The sequence below is a fragment of the Shewanella sp. SG44-2 genome, assembly GCF_014164215.1.
In the GTDB taxonomy this organism is placed as follows: domain Bacteria; phylum Pseudomonadota; class Gammaproteobacteria; order Enterobacterales; family Shewanellaceae; genus Shewanella; species Shewanella frigidimarina.
On record NZ_JACJEU010000006.1, the window covers coordinates 82,623 to 102,398 of the forward strand.

General features: G+C 43.4%; 19 protein-coding genes and 1 pseudogene. 13 read left to right on the forward strand and 7 right to left on the reverse strand.

Features of this window, described 5'->3' with window-relative positions:
* The first annotated feature begins 7 nt into the window (after nucleotides 1–7).
* From glnG to H5181_RS06545, 7 genes and pseudogenes are all read left to right on the forward strand, one after another.
* Nucleotides 8–1,420: a nitrogen regulation protein NR(I) gene (gene glnG / locus H5181_RS06515; protein ID WP_182750558.1), complete on the forward strand. Its 1,413-nt coding sequence runs from the start codon at nucleotides 8–10 to the stop codon at nucleotides 1,418–1,420.
* 713 nt (nucleotides 1,421–2,133) lie between these two features.
* Nucleotides 2,134–2,310, forward strand: a pseudogene (locus H5181_RS20970) (hypothetical protein); the annotation flags it as partial.
* Between the two features lie 227 nt (nucleotides 2,311–2,537).
* The gene (locus H5181_RS06525; RefSeq protein WP_182750560.1) at nucleotides 2,538–3,512 is read left to right on the forward strand and encodes a thiamine pyrophosphate-dependent dehydrogenase E1 component subunit alpha; all 975 of its coding nucleotides are present in this window, start codon (nucleotides 2,538–2,540) and stop codon (nucleotides 3,510–3,512) included.
* Between the two features lie 13 nt (nucleotides 3,513–3,525).
* Complete coding sequence (locus H5181_RS06530) at nucleotides 3,526–4,536, forward strand: alpha-ketoacid dehydrogenase subunit beta (protein WP_011635808.1); 1,011 nt, start codon at nucleotides 3,526–3,528, stop codon at nucleotides 4,534–4,536.
* Nucleotides 4,536–4,835, forward strand: coding sequence for a biotin/lipoyl-containing protein (locus H5181_RS06535; RefSeq protein ID WP_011635807.1), 300 nt, complete (start codon nucleotides 4,536–4,538; stop codon nucleotides 4,833–4,835). The genes H5181_RS06530 and H5181_RS06535 overlap by 1 nt, the downstream gene beginning before the upstream one ends.
* Nucleotides 4,836–4,847: 12 nt before the next feature.
* Nucleotides 4,848–5,150 (forward strand): DUF6506 family protein, encoded by a 303-nt coding sequence (locus tag H5181_RS06540; RefSeq protein WP_011635806.1) that lies wholly within the window; start codon nucleotides 4,848–4,850, stop codon nucleotides 5,148–5,150.
* Between the two features lie 14 nt (nucleotides 5,151–5,164).
* The gene (locus tag H5181_RS06545; protein WP_182750561.1) at nucleotides 5,165–5,923 is read left to right on the forward strand and encodes a 2-oxo acid dehydrogenase subunit E2; all 759 of its coding nucleotides are present in this window, start codon (nucleotides 5,165–5,167) and stop codon (nucleotides 5,921–5,923) included.
* 111 nt (nucleotides 5,924–6,034) lie between these two features.
* On the opposite strand, the gene H5181_RS06550 is transcribed toward H5181_RS06545, so the two are convergent.
* On the reverse strand, nucleotides 6,035–6,904 hold the full coding sequence (locus H5181_RS06550; RefSeq protein ID WP_011635804.1) for a cation diffusion facilitator family transporter: 870 nt from the start codon (nucleotides 6,902–6,904) through the stop codon (nucleotides 6,035–6,037).
* A 200-nt stretch (nucleotides 6,905–7,104) separates the two neighbouring features.
* Nucleotides 7,105–7,596 (reverse strand): Spy/CpxP family protein refolding chaperone, encoded by a 492-nt coding sequence (locus tag H5181_RS06555; protein ID WP_123778434.1) that lies wholly within the window; start codon nucleotides 7,594–7,596, stop codon nucleotides 7,105–7,107.
* Between the two features lie 275 nt (nucleotides 7,597–7,871).
* On the opposite strand from H5181_RS06555, the gene H5181_RS06560 reads away from it, so the two are divergent.
* The 3 genes from H5181_RS06560 (at nucleotide 7,872) to H5181_RS06570 (ending at nucleotide 11,502) form a co-directional block, all read left to right on the forward strand.
* Entirely contained in the window at nucleotides 7,872–9,299 is a 1,428-nt protein-coding gene (locus H5181_RS06560) for a thioredoxin family protein (RefSeq protein ID WP_165872450.1), read from the forward strand.
* Between the two features lie 116 nt (nucleotides 9,300–9,415).
* Entirely contained in the window at nucleotides 9,416–10,102 is a 687-nt protein-coding gene (locus tag H5181_RS06565) for a response regulator (protein ID WP_059745835.1), read from the forward strand.
* On the forward strand, nucleotides 10,102–11,502 hold the full coding sequence (locus H5181_RS06570; protein ID WP_182750562.1) for an ATP-binding protein: 1,401 nt from the start codon (nucleotides 10,102–10,104) through the stop codon (nucleotides 11,500–11,502). The genes H5181_RS06565 and H5181_RS06570 overlap by 1 nt, the downstream gene beginning before the upstream one ends.
* A gap of 261 nt (nucleotides 11,503–11,763) precedes the next feature.
* Here H5181_RS06570 and H5181_RS06575 read toward each other — a convergent pair whose 3' ends face one another.
* Entirely contained in the window at nucleotides 11,764–11,922 is a 159-nt protein-coding gene (locus H5181_RS06575) for a YqaE/Pmp3 family membrane protein (RefSeq protein WP_011635799.1), read from the reverse strand.
* Nucleotides 11,923–12,239: 317 nt separating this feature from the next.
* On the opposite strand from H5181_RS06575, the gene H5181_RS06580 reads away from it, so the two are divergent.
* The 3 genes from H5181_RS06580 to H5181_RS06590 all read left to right on the forward strand — a co-directional run bounded on the left by H5181_RS06580 (nucleotide 12,240) and on the right by H5181_RS06590 (nucleotide 14,672).
* Nucleotides 12,240–13,619, forward strand: coding sequence for a mechanosensitive ion channel family protein (locus H5181_RS06580; protein ID WP_182750563.1), 1,380 nt, complete (start codon nucleotides 12,240–12,242; stop codon nucleotides 13,617–13,619).
* A gap of 250 nt (nucleotides 13,620–13,869) precedes the next feature.
* A complete protein-coding gene (gene trmL, locus H5181_RS06585; RefSeq protein WP_059745837.1) occupies nucleotides 13,870–14,334 on the forward strand; it encodes a tRNA (uridine(34)/cytosine(34)/5-carboxymethylaminomethyluridine(34)-2'-O)-methyltransferase TrmL in 465 nt (154 codons plus the stop codon).
* Entirely contained in the window at nucleotides 14,334–14,672 is a 339-nt protein-coding gene (locus H5181_RS06590; protein WP_059745838.1) for a DUF2956 family protein, read from the forward strand. The genes trmL and H5181_RS06590 overlap by 1 nt, the downstream gene beginning before the upstream one ends.
* A gap of 33 nt (nucleotides 14,673–14,705) precedes the next feature.
* On the opposite strand, the gene H5181_RS06595 is transcribed toward H5181_RS06590, so the two are convergent.
* The 4 genes from H5181_RS06595 to H5181_RS06610 all read right to left on the reverse strand — a co-directional run bounded on the left by H5181_RS06595 (nucleotide 14,706) and on the right by H5181_RS06610 (nucleotide 19,658).
* Nucleotides 14,706–15,269: a hypothetical protein gene (locus H5181_RS06595; RefSeq protein ID WP_182750564.1), complete on the reverse strand. Its 564-nt coding sequence runs from the start codon at nucleotides 15,267–15,269 to the stop codon at nucleotides 14,706–14,708.
* Between the two features lie 240 nt (nucleotides 15,270–15,509).
* Complete coding sequence (locus tag H5181_RS06600) at nucleotides 15,510–16,961, reverse strand: pitrilysin family protein (protein WP_182750565.1); 1,452 nt, start codon at nucleotides 16,959–16,961, stop codon at nucleotides 15,510–15,512.
* Nucleotides 16,958–18,271: a M16 family metallopeptidase gene (locus H5181_RS06605; RefSeq protein WP_404948496.1), complete on the reverse strand. Its 1,314-nt coding sequence runs from the start codon at nucleotides 18,269–18,271 to the stop codon at nucleotides 16,958–16,960. The genes H5181_RS06600 and H5181_RS06605 overlap by 4 nt, the downstream gene beginning before the upstream one ends.
* Nucleotides 18,272–18,344: 73 nt before the next feature.
* Entirely contained in the window at nucleotides 18,345–19,658 is a 1,314-nt protein-coding gene (locus H5181_RS06610) for an amidohydrolase (RefSeq protein WP_404948495.1), read from the reverse strand.
* Nucleotides 19,659–19,776: the final 118 nt, after the last annotated feature.

The following is a 19,776-nucleotide window of genomic DNA, read 5'->3' on the forward strand; positions in this document are numbered from 1 at the left end:
TAGTAACATGAACATTAGTGAACAAGTTTGGATCCTCGATGATGATAGTTCAATCCGTTGGGTACTCGAAAAAGCCCTTAAAGGCGCATCACTGTCAACGGCTAGTTTTGCTGCTGCAGAATCCTTGTGGCAAGCTTTAGAAGCATCACAACCTCAAGTCATCGTGTCAGACATCCGCATGCCAGGTACTGACGGCTTAACCTTACTAGATCGCTTACAACTGCATTATCCGCATATTCCAGTGATCATCATGACCGCCCACTCAGACTTAGACAGTGCGGTGAGCGCATATCAAGCAGGTGCATTTGAATACCTACCAAAACCATTTGATATTGATGAAGCGATTAATTTAGTTGAACGCGCACTCACACATGCAACAGAGCAAGCACCACAACCTGTGATTGATACCACCATAAAAACCCCTGAAATTATTGGTGAAGCCCCGGCAATGCAAGAAGTGTTTCGTGCCATTGGTCGATTATCTCGCTCATCAATTAGTGTGCTTATCAATGGTCAATCTGGTACCGGTAAAGAATTAGTCGCTGGCGCATTGCACAAACACAGCCCTCGTAAGGACAAGCCCTTTATTGCATTAAATATGGCTGCTATTCCCAAAGATTTGATTGAATCTGAACTCTTTGGCCATGAAAAAGGCGCTTTTACTGGTGCAGCCAACGTACGCCAAGGCCGTTTTGAACAAGCCAATGGTGGCACGCTATTTTTAGATGAAATTGGTGATATGCCAATCGATGTGCAAACGCGATTATTACGAGTACTTGCCGACGGTCAGTTCTATCGTGTCGGCGGTCATCAAGCTGTGCAAGTTGATGTGCGAATTATTGCTGCGACGCATCAAAATCTTGAGGTACAGGTGCAAAAAGGCACCTTCCGCGAAGATTTATTTCATCGCCTCAATGTGATCAGAGTGCACTTACCGCCGTTATCGCAACGCCGAGAAGATATTGCCCAACTCGCCAACCACTTTTTAAACACGGCTGCGAAAGAGATTGGCGTTGAACCCAAAATACTCACCAAAGAAACAGCCGTAAAGTTGGCTAATTTACCTTGGCCGGGCAATGTTCGCCAACTTGAGAATACTTGTCGTTGGTTAACAGTGATGGCGTCCGGACAAGAAATTTTACCGCAAGATTTACCACCAGAATTGCTTAAAGACCCGATTGCAACCCAGCAGAAACAGGCTGGTTCAAGTGACTGGCAAACCGCACTCACTGATTGGATTGATGAAAAGCTGGCTGCAGGTGAAAGTGATTTGCTCACTGAAGTGCAACCTGAATTTGAACGTATTTTACTTGAAACAGCACTAAGACATACTCAAGGCCATAAACAAGAAGCCGCTAAACGCCTAGGTTGGGGCCGCAACACCCTAACGCGTAAATTGAAAGAACTGTCGATGGATTAACCATTAACATTAACCATCAACTTTAGTCATCATATTGGCAGTAATGCTTGTGTTGGATTAAGGTTTGTTATGTTTTACTCACTTAACAAAATCTTAATCCAACACAGAATAAACCTTGAATCTCAAACAGCCATTTTTCATCAGACTATACTGAATTATCAACTAATAAATTAAGTGTCATCACACAAATCCATATCCGACATCCACTCAATAATCATCATAATTCTCGTAATCATGCCCATTAACTTCGCCACTCAATTACTATGAACAAAGCCAAACACACGACTCAAACAATACCCTCAAACAGTATTTTCTCTACACATTACCTTCCAATAGTGAGTGGTGTTAATATCCCAGCCATATTCTGTCCCCAGTTATGTTCTTAATTATGTTCAGAGCTATTTCAGAGTGATGCTCAACGTAATCCCCAAAATGATGCCAATAACATACCTGTTCAAATATTAACCAAAGTTGATGCGGATCAAATTTTATTCGCAGTACTGGAATATACTGATACTTGTGTGCTGAGACTCTCCTTTAATTAGGAAGGAAGAAATCATGGACTTGCCGCGAATAGTTAATCCCCCCAACCCCCTCGGGGATAAGCTCTATTACGAAGCTATCGTCTTCGGCCGCTTTACGCGTCAACGTTACGCTTTAGATGACAGAAAAAAATACGTGTCTTTTATGCCACCTAGCAACATGACCCACACCATTTCAGCATCAACATTGAGTCACCCAGCATGGGAAAAGATGACATTAACGTCAACTTGGAAAAAAGCATGCTACGCGTTGAGGCTACAACGTCATCACAGGCAAAGAAAGCAACATGGTGTATGCCATATTATTCACTTTATTATGGCAAACATACTCGCCCTTGCATCCTTTGAAAAAATGTCATCCCTTACGGACTTAATACGGCATTTAAAGACGACGTTCTTCCTCTCAACATTCCGAACCAGAAAGCTGCTAAAGAAATGACCAGTATTGCGATTAAGTAAGGCTTCAGGTAGAAATGCTGCACTTTGACTGACTACCAAAATGATTGTTTTACTTTTTAAACTGCACTAAATGGACTTCTTAGCCTTCTGTGTTTTTTATATTGGAGGTAAGACAAATGCATATTGATCGCGAACAATTACTGGAAGCGTACCGACAAATGCGCACCATACGAGAATTTGAAGAACGTCTGCACAGAGAGTTCACCACCGGACAAATACCTGGATTTGTTCACTTATATGCAGGTGAAGAAACATCTGCAGTAGCCGTGTGTCAGCAATTAAATAATGAAGACCATATTGCCAGTACCCACCGCGGCCATGGCCATTGCATTGCAAAAGGTTGTGATGTAATGGGGATGATGAAAGAAATCTACGGCCGCGCAGAGGGGTTATGCGCAGGCAAAGGCGGCTCCATGCACATTGCTGATTTAGACAAAGGCATGCTTGGTGCTAATGGGATTGTCGGTGGTGGTGGCCCATTAGCCTGTGGCGCTGCCTTGTCTTCTAAGGTACGTGGCACTGATGGGGTTGCAGTAGCCTTTTTTGGCGACGGCGCGTTTAATCAAGGCACCATACTTGAATCGATGAACTTTGCTTCGGTTAATCAATTACCAGTACTATTTGTATTGGAAGATAACGGTTATGCCGAATCCACCGCCAGTGCTTGGTCCATGGGAGGCCATGATCCTGTTGCTAGAGCCGCGGGATTTGGGATAAAAGGAAAAAAGGTCGACGGACATGATTACTTTGCCGTTTACCGCGCAGCCAAAGAAGCCGTTGATGCGATGCGAGCAGGCCTTGGTCCACGCTTTATTGCCATTGAATTTACTCGTTATTACGGACACTTTGAAGGTGACGCCACCACCTATCGCCCTCCAGGTGAAGTCCGCGACGAACGTACTTACCTCGATGCGTTAAAATTTTTCCGCGCTAGGGTCACGGGTGGTGAAATGCTAACCGTAGTTGAGCTAGATGCCATCGATGATGAAGTCAAAACACTCATTGATGCTGCCGTCGATGAAGCTAAAGCCGCTGAAATACCTAATATCGACCAACTCACCACTGACGTTTACGCCAATTACTCATTATGATTTGGGGGAAGTTATGTCTATAAAATCTTTTAGAGAAGCACTCAACGAAGGCATGCGTGACGCCATGCTAGAAGATCCGTCAGTCATACTATTAGGCGAAGATATTGCCGGTGGCTTAGGTGCCGCTGGACAACAAGATGCTTGGGGCGGTGTACTAGGCGCAACTCATGGCTTAATGACGGAGTTTGGTCGTGACCGTGTATTTGATACTCCCATCAGCGAAAGCGCATTTATTGGTGCCGCTGCTGGTGCTGCTGCAACGGGATTAAGGCCTGTTGCTCAGCTTATGTTTGTTGATTTTTTTGGCGTTTGTGGAGATCAAATCATCAACCAAATGGCTAAATTTCGCTATATGTTCGGCGGAAAAGCCACAACGCCAGTGGTTGTAAGAACCTTATATGGGGCGGGCACAGGAGCCGCGAGCCAACATAGTCAATGTCTGTATCCTATTTTTACCCATATTCCCGGCTTAAAAGTGGTTATTCCATCTTCACCCTATGAAGCCAAAGGTCTGATGTTACAAGCCATTCGTGATGATGACCCAGTGATATTTTTTGAACATAAAGCCATGTTCAACGATAAGGGCGAAGTGCCAGATGAACCCTACGTCATTCCATTTGGTCAAGCCCGTACTGTGCGTGAAGGTCGTGATGTCACTATCGTAGCCATTGGTCGTATGGTTGGTTTTGCTAGCAAAGCGGCTGATGCATTAGCCCAAGCTGGTATCGAATGTACCATTATCGATCCTCGCACCACGTCACCGCTTGATGAGAAGGCAATATTAGCGTCGGTTGAGCAGACTGGCCGGCTAGTAGTAGTTGATGAAGCCAGCCCTCGTTGTGGGATGGCAGCAGATATCAGTTCAATCGTGGCTGAATATGCATTCTCCGCGCTAAAAGCCCCGATTAAACGTGTTATGCCACCACACTCTCCGGTGCCGTTTGCACCGAATCTTGAACAAGCTTACATCCCTAGCGTTGCAGATATTGAAATTGCAGTGCAAGCAGTAATGAGGAAACACTAATGGCAAACAATATTAATGCCATCACAATGCCAAAATTTGGTCTCACGATGGAAAAAGGCAGCGTCTCAGCTTGGCATGTTGAGGTTGGCAAAACGGTCGCAGTGGGTGATGAGATTGCCGATATTGAAACCGAAAAGGTCACCTCAGCATACGAATCACCGATAGCCGGAACATGGCGGCGTAGTGTTGCCTCTGTCGGTGATGAGCTTCCAATTGGCTCACTTATTGGTGTGATGGCATCTCCCGAGATTGATGATGCACAAATAGACAGTTTCATTGCCAAATTCACACCAACTTAATAGGACAACACCATGAAATTAAAAGCAGCTTTTATGTTTTTATCACCCGATGCTAGCCATGAAAAAAGTGTTGTCTCGACCCCGAGTGTCGAACTCACAGTGATCGCAACACGCAATTACGACGATGCAGTATCGGTTGCCACTGAGCTGGCTGATTTAGGCATTAAATCTATCGAACTCTGTGGTGGCTTTGGCCACATTGGTACGGCTCGTATTGCCAACGCTGTCGAGGGTAAAGCCACTGTAGGTGTTGTAAGGTTTGATATTCATCCAGGGTTGGATGGCGCGAGTGGTGATAGCATTTTCACCAAATAATAGGATTATTTATCATGGAAACTCTACAAGATAAAGGTGCTAAGTACCATTTGTTTGGCGATGTCACCACTGAACCATTAACTAAGATAAGGCGAATAATCGCTAATAATGTGCTTGAGAGCTGGACGCATATACCCCACGTGACCCATCATGATGAGGTAGATATCGGTGCCATCGAAGCATTACGCCATAAGCTTAATATCGAACATTCGGCTGACGTTTTGGGTGTGACTGAAGAGGCACAGATACATTTCACATTATTGCCGTTCATTTTAAAAGCCACGATTGAAGCATTGAAGCTTTTCCCTGCATTTAATGCTTCGCTCAGTGACGACGGCGAAACACTGATGCTTAAGCACTATTACAACCTTGGAATTGCGGTAGACACCTCAAATGGTCTTCTCGTTCCGGTAATTAAAAACGTAGACGCACTCACACTAGAGGAGCTAGCCATAGCATCACAACAATTAGCTGAGCGAACTCGCGCAGGTAAACTGACCTTTGCCGACACTGAAGGAGGCTCATTCACGGTAACCAGTTTAGGCCCAATGGGAGGAACGAGTTTTACGCCCATTATTAACATGCCCGAGGTTGCCATTTTAGGAGTATCAAGAGAAATAACCAAGGTTGTGGCGCAAAATGGCCAAATTGTTATTCGCCCTATGTTGCCATTATCGCTGTCCTATGATCATCGTGTTATCGATGGCGCTATGGCAACACGCTTCATGGCACAGCTAAAGCAAAATCTGTCACAAGCGGAGACGTTCTGCTAATGGCATATGACATTAGTGTTAGATCAATAATGGCAGTGCATTAACCTAATGATAAGGGGTTAATGAGCTGCCATTATTCAATTAAAAGTCTTAGTTTCTACACATCATTAATTAAACCGGATCTTGGTGAATTATCACTTCTGCATCATCAAACGCCGCTTTAATCGTCATACCCGCTTTATCTGCTATTGCATGAGCTTCAAGCAGAGATAAGTCACCAGCCAATTCCATGTGCAATTGAATGAACGTGGTTTTGCCCGCTTGACGAGTGCGTAAATCATGAATCCCCTTAACGCGAGGGTCTTGCTTGGCTAACGCTTTAATTTTGTCGCGAGTCTCATTGTCTAACTCGCGGTCAAGTAAACTCTGAATTGAACGATAACCTAAACCGAGCGCTTGATTACCAATAAACAATGCAATAAACACCGCAAACAGACCATCGGCCCACCACCAGCCATATTGTGCCAATATTAGCGCAAACAACACCGCAGCATTCAATAACAAGTCAGACTTATAATGTAGTGAATCGGCTTCAACCAAAGAGCTATTGGTTTTTTTCAACGCATGTCGTTGCAGCAAAACGAGTGCAAATGTCAGTACTATCGCAATAATAGACACCACGATGCCACTCATCGCATTGGTGACTGCCACTGGATGAATTAACTTTTCGCCGCCATACAATAATAACAACGACGCCGAACCTAAAATAAAGGCCGCTTGAGCTAACGTTGCTAACGGCTCAGCTTTACCATGGCCATAACGATGATCTTTATCAGCGGGAACGATGGCATACCGAATAGCAATAAAGTTAACAATCGAAGCAAGTGCATCTGCAAATGAATCCGTTAATGAGCCCAACATACTGGCCGAGCCCGAATACATCCAAGCGATCAACTTAATCACAATAAGGCACAGCGCTGTGGCCACTGACGCGCGGCTAGCTAATTTGACCCAAAAGTCATATTCAGAAGAGGTACTCATATAAGAATTGTCGGCTCATTTAACTGATGATTTATCTGCTATTACTATAGCAAGTTCATTGCTCGATTAGGATAAAGTTTACTAAAGTAACCACTCGCCTTAAGCAAAGTGTGACCATTAGCAAACTTGCATAAATAAAAAAGCCACTACCCAAAGGTAACGGCTTTTATCGATTTAATTCGACGATGTGTCAGTAATCATTAACGGCGCGGTTTGTGGCCTTTGCCTAACTTAAATTTATCTTGAAACGTTTGTTGCTGTTCAGGCGTTAATAATTGATAAATCTCGTTTTGCATTTTCAAATGCGTCAGCATCTTTTGTAAATGCTTTTGTTGCTGTGCTTCAGCCATTTCAGTTGCTTTTGCTTCATCAAAACCAGCGGTAGTGATTAACGCTAACATTTCTGTACGGTGCTCAGCGCGCTGCTCTTTAGTTGGACGCTCAGGGCGGTTAGCTTGATACTTATCAAAGATGGCTTTTACTTGAACTTTTTGGGCATCAGTTAAATCCAGCTTACGAAGCATTTTATGCATGCCACCTTTGTGACCATGATGTCGGTCACCTTTAGCGGTAACATTTTCAGTTTTTACAGTATTATCAGCTGCATCAACTGCATATAACTGGCCAGCTAATAAAGCCGAACTTGCCACTAAGGCAACTAAACTCGTTTTGATGATTGATGATGTTTTCATTGTTAAGTACCTCGGTATGAATGGGATTTATTTTCTGCCTTTGCAGATTTGATACTCAGTTTACCGAATGCAATGTCAATGAGGGTTAAGACTGAGTAAACCTATGTAAAGAACGTTTTCATAGCACTTTAGTGCCAGTAATTCATGATCAAGTTGGCATATTGAATGATAAATATCGCAGTAATGCGAGCCAGTTAACGTAATTCAGTCTTGATCCTTACAGTAATCATATTAGGGCATAAAATCTAACTATTAGCGCTTTAATGGAATACATTATGAACCGATTGATTGGCCAATTACTGTTACTTCTTTGTGTACTGATATTGGCACCCAGCTCAATAGCCAGTACCGCAGCCTCAACTGACAACTCACTTTGGTATACTCAGCAAAACCAGCAGCCAGTAGTTAAACTGCATTTCTTTTGGTCTAAAACCTGCCCTCATTGTCGTGAAGCCCATCCTTTTATTGATGCTCTAGGCGAACGTTTTGACTGGATAGAACTACACGACTACGCCATTAGCGAACCCGGTAATGTCGATAAACTGATGGAAATGGGCCAACACACTGGTGTTGAGCCTAAATCAGTACCCTACTTTGCCATTTGTGGTGAGGCCGTTGTTGGCTATAACAGCCATGATGTCACAGGCCGTTTTATCCTAGAACGCTTAGTTAACTGTTACCAACGCCAAGGTGGTAAAGCAGATATTGGTAATAAGCTCGATGATTACTTAGGCGCATCGCCAGTAGTAAGCGCACCATTATTTGAAACCTGTGGTGACACTAGTGACGACCCACAAGCCGAAAGTTCGTGTGGTATGTCGTTTGACCAAGCCAGTGACATTACTCCTATACCGACTGTTCAACCTGTCGACATTCCACTCATTGGTGCTGTGCACCCTGAAGAAATGTCATTACCAGTGCTCACCTTAGTACTCGCTGGTGTCGATGCCTTTAATCCCTGCGCATTTTTCGTGTTGCTGTTTTTACTGAGCATTATGGTTAATGCAGGCAGCCGCAAACGTATGTTATTGGTAGGCGGTATTTTTGTATTCTTCTCAGGCTTTATCTACTTTATATTTATGAGCGCCTGGCTTAACTTATTCCAACTACTTGGTGGCGGTGATGGCGGTATCATTATCACTTGTGCGGGGGTATTGGCATTGATTGCGGCCATAGTGAATATAAAAGATTACTTTTACGGCCGTGGCGATGTCAGTCTATCAATGTCAGTTGAAAATCGTGGCTCGCTTATTAAACGTATGGGCAAATTATCTAAAGCCAGCTCGTTACCAACAATGATTTTAGGCTCAACGATTCTGGCTATTTTAGCAAATACCTATGAACTGCTTTGCACCGCAGGTTTCCCAATGATTTACACCTCTGTGTTGTCATTATCAGATCTCGATACCATGCAGCGTTACTTATACCTCATCGCTTATAATGTGGTTTACGTTATTCCACTTGCCGCTATTGTGATTGTATTCTCAATGACTTTAGGTAAACGCAAGCTCACCGAAAAAGAAGGTGAAGTGCTTAAACTGATGTCAGGTATTATGATGTTAGGGTTAGGCAGCATGTTAGTGTTTAACCCTAACTCACTGCAAAATGCAGTCTTTTCAGTAGGCCTGATATTTGGGTCTATTGTACTGACCTTTATTATTGCCAGAATTAAACGCTACATAGTGCAAAATAAAGCAGGGTAAATGTAAAACTGTGCAATGTTGATATGATTTAATCTTGGCATAAGATAAGCTTAATTGATCGAAAAATCTGTATGTTAGCTTCAACATACAGATTTTCTTTGTGCCAGAGGAAAGTTATGAATCGCATTTTACTGATCGACGATGATATTGGTTTATCCGATCTACTCAGCCAATTACTTGAGTTGGAAGGCTTCGTATTAACCCAAGCTTATGATGGTGAGCAAGGGCTGATGATGGCGCAACAGCAAGACTTCGATTTAATCCTTCTTGACGTGATGCTGCCTAAACTCAATGGTTTTGAAGTCTTGCGTGCTTTACGCCAACGTAAGCAAACACCGGTATTAATGCTAACCGCTCGCGGTGATGAAATTGATCGGGTTGTCGGCCTTGAAATAGGTGCCGATGACTATTTGCCAAAACCCTTTAATGACCGTGAGTTAGTGGCACGAATTAGGGCCATATTACGTCGAGCACAAACGACTCAGCAAGATAGCCAAGCCAATGAAATGATGCAGTTTGGTGATTTACGTCTCGACCCTACCCGCCAAGAAACCTATTGCAATGAGCAACTAATCATTCTCACTGGCACCGAGTTTTCACTGCTATTTCATTTGATCGAAAAATCAGGCGAGCTGGTTACCAAAGAATCATTAAGCGAAAACGTATTAGGCAAAAAATTAATGCCATTTGATCGTAGCTTAGATATGCATTTGTCTAACTTACGCAAAAAATTACCAGAGCGCCAAGATGGCCGTCCACGCGTCAAAACCCTGCGCGGTAAAGGTTATATTTGGATACCGTAATGCTAAAAAACAATCCATTTAACGGGCTATTTTTTAAATTATTGTTAGGCTTTTGGCTATGCAGTTCATTGATTATTGCACTGGTGTCTTTATTGCCATTACTGCAACAAAACCATGATCGTTCACCATTACCTCCCAGTCTTGAGCGAGTACTTAAAAGCGTTGCAAAACGAATACAAGAGCAACCTCAATTACTCGAAGGTAAAAATCTTCAACGTCTGCACCGTAGCCGCAATAAACAAGGCGATAGAAACCATAATGCTGGTCCATTGCGCTTATATTTAACCGATGGCGAAGGCCAAGTATTAAATACCAAACGAGTATCGCGAGGATTTAGACGCTTTCAACTCATGGCAGAAGAAGCAGACCATCCGATCAGCCATCAATTTAGAGATGAACTTATTTTCGGCCCCTATTCTTTTGTGGTCAATGGCAAGCCGTATCAATTATTTGGCCGCTTCCCCGATAATCATCCACGGCCGTGGTTCTTTTTCTTTGCCGACAATAAATTACTTACTGCAGGCTTAGCCATTTTACTGTCTGGCTTATTATGCGGTTTGCTCGCATGGTATTTGGGTAAACCATTACGTTCGCTAAAGCACAGTGCCAATGCCCTCGCTAGAGGTGATTTATCTAGCAGAGTCGATGCCGCTACCGCAAATCGTCGTGATGAAATGGGCCAATTGGCACAGGCTTTTAATGGAATGGCCGATGCAGTGCAAGCCATGATTAACAACCAGCAACGATTAATGGGCGATATTTCTCATGAACTGCGCACACCACTCACTAGGCTGCAATTAGCCTTAGCTTTAGGCCGTAAAAAAGGGCAGCAAAGTGAAGAGCTAGAACGTATCGGCTATGAAGCCTTACAACTTGAAGCGCTAATAAGCGAGTTACTCACTCTATCTCGGGTAAGCTTAGCCAGCCATGAAAATAAAGTCGTACTCGAATTAGCAGAATCTTTAAGCCAAGTGTTAGATGACGCCGAATTTGAAGCCGAGCAGCAAGGCAAACTATTACAAATTGATATACCAGAGGCACTGCAATTGCCTCTTCACCCAAAGACACTCTCGCGCGCCATAGAAAATCTGCTGCGTAATGCAATTTGCTATGCCAATAGCCAGATAACCATTAGTGCAGCCCAAGTTGGCAAACACATATTAATTACAGTGGAAGACGACGGTCCAGGTATAGATCCACAAGAGCTCGAAGCTATTTTTAAGCCTTTCTATCGCCCCGATACAGCCAGAGACAGGCAAAGTGGTGGGTGGGGTTTAGGGTTGGCTATAACTCAAGCTGCTATTACGTTACATCAAGGCAGTATTGTGGCAGAAAACCTTATCGGCCCAACAGGAAAGCGCGAAGGCCTTAAGCTCAGTATCAGTTTACCGGTTAGCTAGTCGATATAAAAAAATAAACTTCAACCACTTATATTCTAATCGGCCTTAATAATGGCATTAACTAATATTCCCTGCACACGCAGGGAATAAGCACGTATCAATAATAGCTAGCTCGCCTTCATAGACGACACAGCTGAATTAACCCTGTAATCAATAGCATGTCATTGCTAGGTAAAAATTACCCCTAACTTGGCAACATTTTCCGATTGATGCAAGCGGCCTGAGCCGCTTCACCATTAGGCATAATCATCTTTGCAGATACTAGCGCTTAGCAATCACCCATACCGCGTGCACTATCCCTGGAATGTAGCCTAGCAAGGTTAAAATTATATTTAATAATAAGGTCTTACTTAGGCCTACTTGTAGAAAAACCCCAAGTGGTGGCAGTAAGATTGCGATTAAAATACGTAATAAATCCATGATATTCTCCATTTTGAATGTGCTGAGGTTAACAGTTGCCTCAACGTATATTAGCTGACTTGCATTTATTGTCATAAAGAACAAAGCAATTATCTGACCACTATTTCAAGTGTTGCTATTATTCCCCTCAATGAACATCGTTTTTAAGCAACTACATAACCTCATATACTGACTTATAAATATGTATTTAGAAGTGAAAAAAAGCCCTTTTTGCATACTCTAAAAACATTAGCGGATAACGCTCACAACCTTTGGTGCCTGTGAAGATTGTTTGCTAATATTGAGTAATGACAGGCTAGTACCTTGCGGATAATCTTATGATTTGTCGATTTTTGTTAAACAACTTTCCTCGCAGCAACCAGCGATCATCCTCAAGGTTAAATCGATGGATTCTACTCTGGAGTTTAGTTATTGCTGTTGTTTGCCTTACCAGCTTTGTGCCTACTGATGCCCAGGCTGCGCCCTCGCCTGATACTGTGAAACAACTCATACAGATTAACGACCCAAGCAGCGTCATAGACATTGAAATACAAGGCTCTGTCGTCCACCTAAACGGCTCCGTCACTGAGCAAGCGAGTAAAGAGCGCATACTGCAAACCATAGCCGCTTTACCTGATGTGACTCAGGTTGTGGATAATATTCACTTGCAACCTATTGAGCCCTTATCTTTAGCTCCCCTGCAACAGGATGCTGAGCAATTTTGGGACAAAGCCTTACTCTATTTACCGCGCTTGGCTTTAGGGCTGTCGATATTCTTATTTCTATTCTGGCTTTCACAACCTTTAGCTCGCTTATTGATTAGTCCCTTAGCTTGGGTAACAAAAAGTGAATTGATCCGCTTAGTGATGCAGCGCAGCATCAGTGTATTGATCATCTTATTGGGACTATATATATTTTTGCGCCTCGCTGGCCTAACGCAGTTTGCAGTCGCGATTATTAGCAGCACTGGTGTCATTGGGCTGATTTTAGGTTTTGCCTTTAAAGACATCGCCGAAAACTTTATTTCCAGCTTACTACTCAGTGTGCAGCGTCCGTTCAAATTAGGGGATGTAATATCCGTTGAAGGGAATTTGGGGGTGGTAAAGCAAGTCACTGCAAGGGCTACCACGTTAGTCGACTATGACGGAAATCATATCCAAATCCCCAATGCCACTATCTATAAAAACGTGATTAAAAATCTTACCGCCAACCCGAGAATGCGTGGCCACTTTGTCATTGGCATTGGCTATGATGCAAGTATCCGTAAGGCTCAGGATATTGCTATGGAGATTATGAGCGGTCATCACGGCGTACTTGCAGATCCCGAGCCACAGGTATTAATAAAAAACCTTGGTCCATCGACGATTAATTTGCAAGTGTATTTTTGGGTCAATGCTGAAACTCACAGTGTTCCAAAAGTGGCTTCAATTTTAATGCGCTTGCTGGTGCGCGCTTATGAAGCAAATCAAATTAGCTTGCCTGACGATGCCCGCGAACGTATTTTCCCTCAAGGGATACAATTAGTCACCAATGGACATCAGCAAAGTGAAACACCTCTGAATACGATACAGAGCACTGAGCACAACAGCAAAAAAGCCCAAGAGTCATTAGAAGATACCCATAATGAGACTAGCGATGACATCAGCAGCGATACCGATGATATACGTCAGCAAGCGGCACAATCACGAGATCCTGAAAGTGGCGTCAATATTATCTAAGCTCTTATCTTGGTAGAGGAATAAGCATGGAATTTTTATTTCTCGATATGCGCACTATAGCGCGAAGGCATCAATAAAATAGCCAGTATTTTATGAGGCTGTTATTGCCTATGTGTCAGCGCCCAACCAGCAATTATCATCAGGGCTGTATCGCTCACTTTGATAACGTCAGCGTTTATAACGCCTCGCAGTCAAACCTTGCTTAGGGTATAATTTGCCACTCTTTTTATGCTTCGTACCTAAGGTTGCTATGTTTCATATTGCCCTTTATGAACCCGAAATCGCTCCAAATACCGGAAACATCATTCGTCTATGTGCCAACAATGGCTCGCAGTTACATTTGATTGAGCCGTTAGGTTTTGATCTCGAAGAAAAGAAATTACGTCGCGCGGGACTCGATTATTCGGATCTGACCAGTGTGACTCGCCATAAAAACTATGCCGCTTTTTTAGAGGCCATGGCAGGAAAGCGTATTATTGCCTGCACCACCAAAGGTAGCCGTCCTCATACCCAAATTGCTTTCCAAGAAAATGATGTATTGTTATTTGGCCCCGAAACCCGCGGATTACCAATGGATATTATTGATGCGACGCCACTGGCACAGCGCTTACGTATACCTATGACCGCCAATAGCCGTAGCTTAAACTTATCCAATTCAGTTGCCATTATTAGTTATGAAGCATGGCGTCAGCTGGGTTTTGCAGGCGCTGAGTAATGAAAAAAACGTTATCACCTGAAACCCAACAAGATGCTTTAGCCATTGCCAAAGCAACCCAAAAACCTGGGCAAATTAAAGAACAAACCAAGCTGATTGCTGCGGGCGTTGAAAAGGGGATTGCTGAATACAAAAAACGTGAGAAGGCTAAGGCTCGAGAACGAGATAAAGCCCGTAAACAACAGCAAAAAGCTAAAAGCTCGACAAGTTCAAATGATGACGATTCCGATGCGTCTTACATTGAAACAGAGAGTCAGTTTAACTCTTTAACATGGTCGTTACTGGGGTTACTACTATTGAGTTGGGCATTGTTTGCCGCTTATTTGTTTTATCGATAAGCCCTGTGAGTGTTGAGTTGAGATACACTCACGTTATTCTGTCGGCAGAGTATTATTTGCCGATGGTTTAAGCAGACTAATGGCTCTAATGACTTGATACTGCTCACTGTCGTCATCCAAATAGTGCGCGCTTTGCTGCCATTGCCATCCTGCTGTTGACGGTTTGGTATCACTCATCATGGGATCGAACTGCAATTGTACTAAGGCCGGACGTTGATTAATTTCCCCTTTGCCTAAAAATGAGTAACTGCCCGCTTGCTCATAAAGCGTTAACTGTTGCGATATGTCATCGGTAATGCCATTGGCATACACCAGTAAAATATGATCTTGTTGTTGCCTAAACCACCAAGTTTCACTGTTCGTAAAGCGACTACCACGGCTAACACTAATGTATAAATTACGTTTATCTGCCGAGCACATCACCGAAGTGCTTACCTGCTTCGGCGCAACATTCGGATTGGCGGCACTGCCCTGCCACTCACCCGCTAGTTGACCACAAAATGAATCCAAGGTTACTTTCGCAGCGTAAGATGACGGTGAATGTGTCAGTAACAACATCGCCGTTAGCAGTAATATAAATCGGCATGTATGTATCATTAACCATCCTCTTATCAAAATAGCGTTTAACACTTAACAGATCACAAGCTCAACATAGCCAATGTTGCCTGCACCATCTTGCCCTAGAAACCGAATAGAATCACTCAGTGACACCATGATATCTAGCCATAAAAAATGGCCCACTTATGTGAGCCATCATACGATACTACAGTGCAATTAACAGACTAAGTCATTAACTGACTAAATCATTAACTGAATAAATCATTAACCCACTAATAACTACTGCCCAAAACCCGTCGCAGTGATATCAACTTTAGTCACTTCACCGTATTGCGCCGCAATATCAGCAATTTTTTCAGCGTTACCAATCAACACAAACTGTAAGTTTTGTTGTGGGAAATATTGCTTAATCAAACGCTGAGTTTCTGCGAGGGTAAGTCCATCCACTTTTGCCTGAAATTGATTAATAAAATCATCATTAAAGCCATACAGATACATGTCAGACAATAAACCAGCTAATTGCCCACTAGTTTCATACTTAGGTGGGAACTGGCCTTTAACATAAGCTTTGGCAGAATCTAAAGTGGTTTGATCAATGCCCTTTTCCCATAAACGAGCATAGGTTTTTAAGGCTAAATCAATGGCTTCTTTAGTTGTCGATGACTTAGTAAAAGTACTGATTTGGAATACCCCAGATTGAGAATAAGGGCTAAAACCAGAACGGGCACCGTAAGTTAATCCGGCATTGACGCGTAATTCATCATTTAACCATGAAGTAAAACGACCACCTAGAATGGTGTTCACTACGGTTAACCCAACATAGTCTGGATTGTCATAACGGATCCCCACGCCACCAATTAAAAAGGTGGTTTCAATTGCGTCAGGCTTGTCGACCAACAGTACATGAGGTTGGGTTAATGTTGGTAAATGTTGGCTTAAATCTGACTGAACCACGGTTTCAGTGGTCTGCCAATCGCCAAAGGCTTTATTCAGTTTAGCGGTCATGTCGGCAACATCAAAATCGCCCACCACGTTAATGGTCATGTTGCTTGGTTGATAGTAGCCTTTATGAAAAGCGCGTAACTCCTCAACAGAAAGTTTAGCTATGGTGTCACTATTGCCTGATACCGGATTGGCATAAGGATGATCACCAAAGACTAACTTATTGAAGTAGCGACCAATCACTGCACGAGGACTTTCTTTTTGCTGTGATAAACCAACAATTTCGCGCTGTTTTAGTTTATCAAATTCAGCGCTATCAAAGTCTGGCTGACGCAATACGTGGCTAAAAATATCGAGTACGGTATCAACATCTTTGCTCATCATATTGGCACGAATATAACTGCCTTCTAAATCAGCGTTGGTGTCTATGCTGGCGCCGATAAAATCTAACTGCTGCTCGATGTCGGCCTTTGATTGACCCGCGGCACCCAACAGTAAACTTTGTGAGGTGATGTAAGCCATACCAGAGGTAATATCATTGACTGCTCCCGCTCTCACTACGGCATCAATGGTCACTAATGGCACTTCTTTTTGCACCATCAGCTTAACCTTTAAGCCATTGTCTAAGGTAACAAATTGGTAGCGTGGCATAACAAAACTAGCGGTGACAGAGTCGGCTGTATCGGCGGTAGTTTTTTGAGTGGTCGCACAACCACTTATTCCAATGCTACACGCTAATGCAATTGCTGATAACGATATCTTAATACGTGTGTGAGTTACGGTTTTCATTTGTCTGACTCCTCAGTAGCAGCGAGCACACCGACAGTTCGATTCGCTTTGATTAAATAGGTTTGCGCCACACGTTGAATATCAGCAGGAGTGACCTTGTTATAGGCTTCTGGGGCGTTAAACAGTTTTGCATAGTCGCCAAAATACAGCTCGTATGTACCTAAAGTATTGGCTTTACCATTAATGGTTTCCATGGTGCGGTAAAAGTCCATTAACTTGATATTTTTAACTTTTTCAAGTTCTTGCTGAGTCACGCCTTTGTTGGCAATAAGATCAATCTGCTCAATAAGGGCTTTTTCTAAAGTCTCGGCGCTGACTCCCGCATTCGCTACACCCAAGATATAAAACAAGTTAGGGTCGAACGACATCGGCATATACGTGTCTGCAGCCACGGCCAATTGCTTATCAACTAAGGCCTGATAAAAGCGTGAGCTATTGCCTTCACTTAACATCGACGTTAATAAATCCAATGCATAGTAATCGGCATGACTAGTTGCAGGTACATGATAAGCCAACATAATGTTTGGCGTGCTTACCGATTCTTTTTTAACAAATACCCGACGTTCACCTTTTTGTTGCGGTTCAACTGTACGTACGGCTTTCGGTGGAGCTTGAGCTGGAATTGGTGCAAAATACTGATTAGCTAGGGCTTTAACTTCGGCTAGCTTCACATCACCGGTAATCACCACTAGCGCATTGTTAGGGGCGTAGTAGGTTTTATGGTATTGCTGTAAGTCTGCTAATGTCCAAGCGGCAATGTCCGACTCATAACCAATCACCGACCAGCTATATGGATGCGCCGCAAAGGCGACACTTTTAAGCGCTTCTTGAATAGTACGCCAGTTGGAGTTTTCAAGCCCTGTAGTGCGCTCTGATTGCACCACGCCGCGCTCACTTTCAACCATTTCAGGGTTGATGTCTAAATTGGCGATGCGGTCTGCTTCTAAATCAAAAATAGTTTCTAGACCATTTGCTGGAAACCAGTCGGTATATACCGTTAAATCTTCACTGGTATAAGCGTTGTTGGCACCACCAGCAGCTTCCATCGTGCGGTCAAACATTTTAGGGCCAAACTTTTTAGAACCATTAAACATCATGTGTTCAAAAAAGTGCGAAATACCGGTAATACCAGGTACTTCATTGCGCGAACCCACTTTCCAAAAAATGTACATATTGGCATTAGGGATAGAACTATCCTCCAACACCATAATCTTCATGCCATTATCTAAGGTAAAACTATTAATATCTTCAGCTTGTGTCGCTGACACGTTAGGTGCACTCAGTACACCTAACGTCATCAACAACGCCATTATCTTGCGGGTCATATCTCGCTCCTTTTGAGCTATCGTCCAATGGTTTATTAAAATTGGTTTTTAAATAGGGCTATTGTGCCGCGCTTAATGCTGTTAAGGCAATTTGGGTCATGGTTTGCACGCCAACCTTAAGGGCACTTTCATCAACATAAAATGCCGGAGAGTGATTGCTGGCGACATTATTGATATCTTGGTCAGCAGGTGTCACGCCCAAGAAAAAGAACATCCCTGGTGTTTCTAATGCGTAATAAGAAAAGTCTTCCGCACCGGTAATCAGTCCTGGCTCAATCAACATATTGTCACCCACTACTGAGGCGATAACCGGGCGCATTTTGCTGACTAATTCTGGGTTGTTAACCGTAACCGGATAACCAGGTTGGATCACGGTTACTGCAGTGGCGCCAACTGTTTTAGCGGCATTAGCTGCCACTTGGGCCAATTTAACTTTAATGTCGGCGCGCATATCTTGATCGAAAGTTCGAATAGTACCGATAAGCTCTACTTCGTCAGGAATAATATTCGATCGAATACCACCATTAATGGCCCCAAAACTCACTACGGCGGGTGCTTTGGTAATATCCACCTGACGACTAATAATGGTTTGTACACTATTAATAATTTGTGCCGAGGCCACGATAGGATCAACACCACTCCAAGGACGTGAGCCATGGGTTTGCTTACCTGTGACCTTAATCGTAAATGAGTCTTCACTCGCCATTGCAGGGCCGGAACGTAGACCAATCATACCTGTAGGCATGCTTGATGTGACATGCATACCAAACACTTGCTCAGGCTTGCGCTTAGCAAATAAGCCTTGTTTGAGCATTAACTCCGCACCGCCTTGCTCACCTTCTGGCGCGCCTTCTTCGGCTGGCTGAAAGATAAACATTACGTCACCAGCTAGGCTGTCTTTTACTTTTACGAGGTTTTCAGCCACGCCCATCAGCATAGCCACATGGGTATCATGACCGCAGGCGTGCATCACACCCACGGTTTGATTTCGATAAGTGTCCGTCGCTTTAGAGGCAAAAGGTAAATCAACCACTTCGGTAACGGGCAGCGCATCCATATCAGCGCGTAAACCAATTAACGGCCCAGGCTTACCACCTGTTAATATCGCCACCACACCCGTGTGGGCGATACCCGTTTGTACTTCAAGCCCTAAGGATTTAAGGTGTTTTTCAATCACTTTACTGGTGCGAAATTCGCGATTAGATAATTCAGGGTGTTGATGTAAATCGCGGCGCCATGCAATGACTTTGCTTTCAACTTGAGCGGTTAGTTCTGCAGCATTGGGCACGCTAGCCACGGTAGTCGTGCTGTAAACACTGGCGGCAAAGATACTTGAAAGCAGTAAAGCAACAGACGTCAGGCGCATGTTCATTCCATTTATTATAATAATTAGTGCAACAAAACTACCTTGAAATGGCGCTTTTGTTAAATCTTTTACCGATTTGCTAACAAGTCAATTGTATCTATTTATTAACACCCAACACTCACGA

Excerpts from the sequence above, each read along its gene's own strand:
- glnG (WP_182750558.1), top strand. The coding sequence starts at position 8 with ATGAACATTAGTGAACAAGTTTGGATCCTCGATGATGATAGTTCAATC.
- H5181_RS06525 (WP_182750560.1), top strand. The coding sequence starts at position 2,538 with ATGCATATTGATCGCGAACAATTACTGGAAGCGTACCGACAAATGCGC.
- H5181_RS06530 (WP_011635808.1), top strand. The coding sequence starts at position 3,526 with ATGTCTATAAAATCTTTTAGAGAAGCACTCAACGAAGGCATGCGTGAC.
- H5181_RS06535 (WP_011635807.1), top strand. The coding sequence starts at position 4,536 with ATGGCAAACAATATTAATGCCATCACAATGCCAAAATTTGGTCTCACG.
- H5181_RS06540 (WP_011635806.1), top strand. The coding sequence starts at position 4,848 with ATGAAATTAAAAGCAGCTTTTATGTTTTTATCACCCGATGCTAGCCAT.
- H5181_RS06545 (WP_182750561.1), top strand. The coding sequence starts at position 5,165 with ATGGAAACTCTACAAGATAAAGGTGCTAAGTACCATTTGTTTGGCGAT.
- H5181_RS06550 (WP_011635804.1), bottom strand. The coding sequence starts at position 6,904 with ATGAGTACCTCTTCTGAATATGACTTTTGGGTCAAATTAGCTAGCCGC.
- H5181_RS06555 (WP_123778434.1), bottom strand. The coding sequence starts at position 7,596 with ATGAAAACATCATCAATCATCAAAACGAGTTTAGTTGCCTTAGTGGCA.
- H5181_RS06560 (WP_165872450.1), top strand. The coding sequence starts at position 7,872 with ATGAACCGATTGATTGGCCAATTACTGTTACTTCTTTGTGTACTGATA.
- H5181_RS06565 (WP_059745835.1), top strand. The coding sequence starts at position 9,416 with ATGAATCGCATTTTACTGATCGACGATGATATTGGTTTATCCGATCTA.
- H5181_RS06570 (WP_182750562.1), top strand. The coding sequence starts at position 10,102 with ATGCTAAAAAACAATCCATTTAACGGGCTATTTTTTAAATTATTGTTA.
- H5181_RS06575 (WP_011635799.1), bottom strand. The coding sequence starts at position 11,922 with ATGGATTTATTACGTATTTTAATCGCAATCTTACTGCCACCACTTGGG.
- H5181_RS06580 (WP_182750563.1), top strand. The coding sequence starts at position 12,240 with ATGATTTGTCGATTTTTGTTAAACAACTTTCCTCGCAGCAACCAGCGA.
- trmL (WP_059745837.1), top strand. The coding sequence starts at position 13,870 with ATGTTTCATATTGCCCTTTATGAACCCGAAATCGCTCCAAATACCGGA.
- H5181_RS06590 (WP_059745838.1), top strand. The coding sequence starts at position 14,334 with ATGAAAAAAACGTTATCACCTGAAACCCAACAAGATGCTTTAGCCATT.
- H5181_RS06595 (WP_182750564.1), bottom strand. The coding sequence starts at position 15,269 with ATGATACATACATGCCGATTTATATTACTGCTAACGGCGATGTTGTTA.
- H5181_RS06600 (WP_182750565.1), bottom strand. The coding sequence starts at position 16,961 with ATGAAAACCGTAACTCACACACGTATTAAGATATCGTTATCAGCAATT.
- H5181_RS06605 (WP_404948496.1), bottom strand. The coding sequence starts at position 18,271 with ATGGCGTTGTTGATGACGTTAGGTGTACTGAGTGCACCTAACGTGTCA.
- H5181_RS06610 (WP_404948495.1), bottom strand. The coding sequence starts at position 19,658 with ATGAACATGCGCCTGACGTCTGTTGCTTTACTGCTTTCAAGTATCTTT.